The following is a 4921-nucleotide window of genomic DNA, read 5'->3' on the forward strand; positions in this document are numbered from 1 at the left end:
TCGAGGCATACCTCTCCCCCGGTCAACACGCACTCCACACCCGCATCGGCCAGCATGAACGCGATCCGCTCCGCCGGATAGGCCGGGTCCACCGGTAGGTAGGCGGCGCCCGCCTTCAGCACACCCAGCAACGCCACCATCAGGTCCACGCCACGCTCCAGCGCGACCGCCACCACCGACTCCGGACCCACACCCCTGCCGATCAACAGCCGGGCCAACCGGTTGGCACGCGCGTCGAGTTGCGCGTACGACAGCGACACATCACCCGCGACCACCGCCACCGCGTCCGGCGTCCGCGCCACCTGCGCCCCGAACAACCCCGGCAGCGTCGACTCCTCGACCGCCGCACCGGTGTCGTTCCACTCCACCAGCAGCCGACGGCGCTCGTCCTCCTCGAGGATGTCCACCGCCGCCAGCCTGGTCTTCGGCTCGGCGCCCAGCAGTTCGAGCACCCGCGTCCAGCGCCGGGCCAGCCGTGGTGCGCTGTCGGCATCGAAGAGGTCGGCCGACAGGATCAGCACACCGCGCAGTCCGGCCGGCGCGCCCGTGGAGTCGTACGACTCCCCAATGTTCACTTCGACGTCGAACTTCGCCGCCGAGGTACCCGCCGGCAGCTGCGCCGGTGTCCCGGGCGTCCCACCGGCCCGTACGCCCGGCAGGTCGACCTCGGCCTGCGCACTGTTCTCGACGGACAGCATCACCTGGAACAGCGGGTGACGGGCCAGCGAGCGGGTGGGGCTGAGTTCCTCCACCAGCTTCTCGAACGGCACGTCCTGGTGGGCGAAGGCTTCCCATCCGACGTCCCGCACCCGCGCCAGCAGCTCGGTGAACGTCGGGTCACCGGAGAGGTCCGTGCGCAGGACCAGCGTGTTGACGAAGAATCCGACGAGGTCGTCCAGCGCGACATCGGTCCGTCCGGCCACGGCGACACCGATCGGGATGTCGGTGCCCGCGCCGAGCCGGGACAGCAGCACCGCGAGCGCGCCCTGCAGGACCATGAACACGGTCACGTCCTGGGCCTTCGCCAGCTCGACCAGCCTGGCGTGCACGTCCGCCGGTATGTCCAGGGGCACGGTGTGGCCGTCATGACCGGCCACCACGGGACGCGGACGGTCGTACGGCAGCGCCAGCTCCTCGGGGACCCCCGCCAGGGCCTTGCGCCAGTATTCGACCTGGCGGGACACCAGGCTCTCCGGGTCCTGGTCGTCACCCAGTAATTCGCGCTGCCAAAGCGCGTAGTCGGCGTACTGGACGGGGAGCGGCTCCCAGTCGGGCACCCGGCCCGCGCACCGCGCCTCGTACGCGGCCGACAGGTCACGGGCCAACGGTCCGCGCGACCATCCGTCGCCGGCGATGTGGTGCAGGAGCACCAGCAGAACGTGCTGGTCCGGTGCGGTCGTGAACAGCCAGGCGCGGAAGGGCACTTCCTCGGCGAGGTCGAAGGCGTACCGGGAGGCCGACGCGGTCGCCCCGACCACCTCCTCCGCCGCCAGCTCCACCGTCGTGAGCTCCCACTCCAGGTCCTCGAGACCGAGGATGCGCTGGTACGGCTCGCCGTCCGCGACGGGGAACACGGTGCGCAGCACCTCGTGCCGGCCCATGACGTCGCGCAGGGCCGCGCCCAGCGCGTCCCGATCCACCGGGCCGGTCAGCGGCAGCGCCATCGGAATGTTGTACGTGGCGCTCGGCCCTTCCAGCTGGCCGAGGAACCACAGCCGCCGCTGTGCGAACGACAACGGAATCATCAGAACTCCTCTTGCTTGCGCATCGGCCGCAGCGCCGGCCTGGCTGACTTTTGTTTTCCGATCTGCTGTGCGAGCTCGGCCACGGTCGGCGCGTCCAGCAGCACCCGCAGCGGGAGCTCCACTCCCAACTTCGCGCGGACCAGGCTGACCACCTGCACGGCGAGCAGTGAGTGGCCGCCGAGTTCGAAGAAGTCGTCGTCGACTCCGACCTTCTCCAGTCCGAGGACTTCGGCGAACACCCCGCACAGGAGTTCCTCCTGCTCGGTGGCCGGTTCCCGGCCGGTCGCGCCCGCGCCCGCGTGTTCGGGGGCGGGCAGTGCCTTGCGGTCCACCTTCCCGTTCACGGTCAACGGCAGCGCGTCCAGGACGACCACGGCCGAGGGCACCATGTAGTCCGGCAGACGTTCGGCCACGAACCTTCTCGCCACTTCGGGCAGTGTCTCGGCCGCCGCCTCCGTGTCGGCGGGTACGACGTAGGCGACCAGCCGCCGGTCTCCCGGCACGTCCTCCCGGGCGATCACCGCCGCCTGACCCACCAGCGGATGCGAGGCCACGACCGCCTGGACCTCACCCGGCTCGATCCGGAAACCACGGATCTTCACCTGGTCGTCCGCCCGGCCCAGATACTCCAGCTCACCGGAGGCGCTCCACCGCACGCGGTCCCCGGTCCGGTACATACGCCCACCGGACCCGTCCGCGAAGGGACAGGCCACGAACCGCTCAGCCGTCAGACCGGCTCGCCGCACATACCCCCGCGCCACCTGCGCACCGGCGATGTACAACTCGCCCGCGACGCCCACCGGCACCGGCGACAGGCTCTCGTCCAGCACGTACAACCGCGTGTTGGCCACCGGGCGACCGATCGGCACCGACTCCCCGACATCGTCCCCGGCACGCACCCCGAACACGCAGCACCCGACCACCGTCTCGGTCGGCCCGTACTCGTTGACCACCACCGACCGGGGCACCCGCTCCAGCCAGCCGCGCACCGCGTCACCGGTCAGCGCCTCACCGCCCACCACCAGGCAGTCGGCGGCGCCGACGATCTGCTCGTCCGTCAACAGTTCGCCGAGCAGAGACAGATGCGCCGGGACGACCTTCAGCAGACCGGTGCCGGCACCGCGCACCACGTCCGCCAGTCCCTCGGCACCGCCCTCGGGGCTCACGACCACGCTCGACCCCGACACCAGCGGCAGCAGCACACTCGTCACCGTCAGGTCGAACGCCAGCGACGAATGCAGCACCGCGCCGCCCTGACCCCCACCCGGACCCGTCCCATAGGCCCTGGCGGCCCACACCACGTAGTTCGCCAGCCCGGCCTGTGACACGGCCACGCCCTTGGGCCGCCCTGTCGACCCCGACGTATAGATCACATACGCCAGTTGCCGGCCGTCCACCCGGACACCCGGTCCCGAGGCGTCCAACTGACCGGCCACGAACGGATCGTCCAGCGCCACCATCCGCACCCGGCCCGCCGGCAGCTCCTCCAGGATCTCCTGCGTGGTCAGCAGCAACGACGCGCCGCAGTCACCCAGTACGAAGGAGATCCGCTCCGCCGGATACTCCGGATCCACCGGCACATAGGCCGCCCCGGCCTTCCACACCCCCAGGATCGCCGCGACCATCTCCACGCCCCGCGGCAGACACAGCCCCACCACCGAATCCGGGCCCACACCCTGACCCACCAGATACCGCGCCAGACGATTCGCCCGCGCATCCAGCTCCCCGTACGACACGGCATCGGCACCGCACCGCACCGCCACGGCATCCGGCGTGCGCTCCGCCCACCCCTCGAACAGCTCCACCACCGACACGGCCGGCATCTCCACCGCCGTGTCGTTCCACTCCACCAGCACCCGCTGCCGCTCGGCCTCACCCAGCACGTCCACCGCGGTCAGGGGGCTGTCCGTACCGCCTTCGAGCACGTCCTGCAGTGCCGTGACCAGGCCCTCCACGGCAGTGCGCAGCATCGCGCACACCGCCTCGGGCTCGATCGGGGCAACCGCGTCCACGGCCAGGACGAGCGCGTCCCCGTCGTCGTCGAACGCGACCGACAGCGGGTAGTTGGTCCGGTCCTGCGTGTACACCATCCTGACGCCGTCGAGCCCACCGCTGGGGCCCTCGGTGTCGGCGGGGTCCGCACCGTGGCCGGTGTTGTGCCGATAGTTGAACATCGAGGTGAACAGCGGTACGTCGGCCGGCACACCGCTGGCCTGCTGCGCGACCGCGAGCGGAGCGTGCTCGTGCTCCAGCAGCCCGGCCAGCAGGGCACGCATCTCAAAGACCGCGTCGAGCACGCCGGTTCCGGCCACCCGCACCCGCACCGGCAGCATGTTCATGAACGGTCCGGCCACCCGGTCCGCACCCGCACCGGCGTTCATCCGGCCGAACAGCACCGTGCCGAACACCACATCGTCCCGGCCGCTGACCGCCGCCAGCACCCGCGCCCACGCCACATGCATCACGGTGGCAGGACTCGCGCCCAGCCGGCGCGAGACGTCCCGGACCCGGCCGGCGACCTCCGCCGGGAAGGCCAGCTCGGCCCGGACCACACCGGCGCCGTCACCACGGGCGTCCACCAGCCCGAAGGGTGCGGTGGGCTCGGTGACGTCGCCGAGCAGGTCGGCGAAGAACCGCTCGTGCTCGGAGCGCTCGACCCCGCCGCGTGCCTGCGCGACGAAGTTGCGGAACGGCAGCGGCTCGGGCAGGTCGTCACCCCGGCCCGTGAGGAACGCGTCCACCTCCTCCAGTACCACTGTCAGCGCCGTGTGGTCCTGCACCATGTGGTGCATCCGCGCGAGGGCCAGCCACCGGTCGGTGCCGGGCTCGGGCGCCATGTGGATGTCCAGCAGCGGCGCGCGGCCGAGATCCATCGACAGGCCGGTGACGGCGACCAACTCGGCTATGGGATCGCCCGCCTTCGGGTCCAACTGGACTTCGGTGACGGGCAGGACGGCGCGACGGCGCACGACCTGGACCGGCTCGCGCAGACCCTCCCAGACGATGCCGGTACGGAACACGTCATGGCGGTCGACGACCCGCTGCAGCGCGCCCAGGAACGCGTCCAGCCGCTCACGCGAATCGAACTTCAACACCCGCGGCATGACGTACGCGTCCTCGCCGCCGTCGGCGAGGAGGTGGTGGAAGAGCAGACCCTCCTGCAGGGGAGCGAGGGG

General features: G+C 71.2%; 2 protein-coding genes. Both read right to left on the minus strand.

The annotated features are described in order from the left end of the window. A partial coding sequence (locus ACFY4A_RS42275) for a condensation domain-containing protein (RefSeq protein WP_390834629.1) occupies positions 1-1745 on the minus strand: 1745 nt, incomplete at its 3' end. Then, positions 1745-4921, minus strand: a 3177-nt coding sequence (locus tag ACFY4A_RS42280) for an amino acid adenylation domain-containing protein (protein WP_390834630.1), incomplete at its 5' end; no start/stop codon positions are given. The genes ACFY4A_RS42280 and ACFY4A_RS42275, both read right to left, overlap by 1 nt.

The sequence above is a fragment of the Streptomyces sp. NPDC001292 genome, from assembly GCF_042896465.1.
Classification (GTDB): domain Bacteria; phylum Actinomycetota; class Actinomycetes; order Streptomycetales; family Streptomycetaceae; genus Streptomyces.